Below are 502 nucleotides of genomic sequence, written 5' to 3'. Positions count from 1 at the left end.
AATTTCATCTGTTCGAATTGCGATTTGTAGCATCCCTTCTCCATTTTGCAATTTAACAACCGTTTCCTGTACTAATGGATTTTCTGCTTCTTTCGCTTTTTCTTCATGCTGAACTGCTAAAAATTCTATATATGATAAATCAAAGTAACATAAACTATTCCAAGTCCCCCAGTTTGTATGCTCACCGCCTAACGCAGTATGAAAACCTAGTGCCTGCATTTGTTTTGTCGCCTCCTCAGGCGTACAATGAACTGCGTGAACGAGATGATCAAATGTTAACATTTTCTTTCTCCCCTTTCTCTCCATCCTTTTATTGTATATTTTCTTTTTATTTCATTCAATTCAAAAAAAATTAAAACCTAGTTGATTTATATGATTAATATGTATTATAATAAAACAAATTTAAATATTGCTGATTGGAAAAACCAAAGGCACTTTTCTCATACGGGAAAAGTGCCTTTTTATTTATCCCGCATTAACGGGCAGTAAGACCCCCACTGAT

The 502-nt window shown here is 34.3% G+C and carries 1 protein-coding gene; it reads right to left on the bottom strand.

From position 1 onward, the window contains the following. The coding region (locus AC1DTM_RS31440; RefSeq protein ID WP_477001815.1) for a VOC family protein at positions 1-282 on the bottom strand (282 nt) is incomplete at its 3' end. Positions 283-502 lie beyond the last annotated feature (220 nt).

This window comes from Bacillus sp. P4_D3, assembly GCF_056401855.1.
This window is presented reverse-complemented; position numbering and strand designations above follow the sequence as displayed.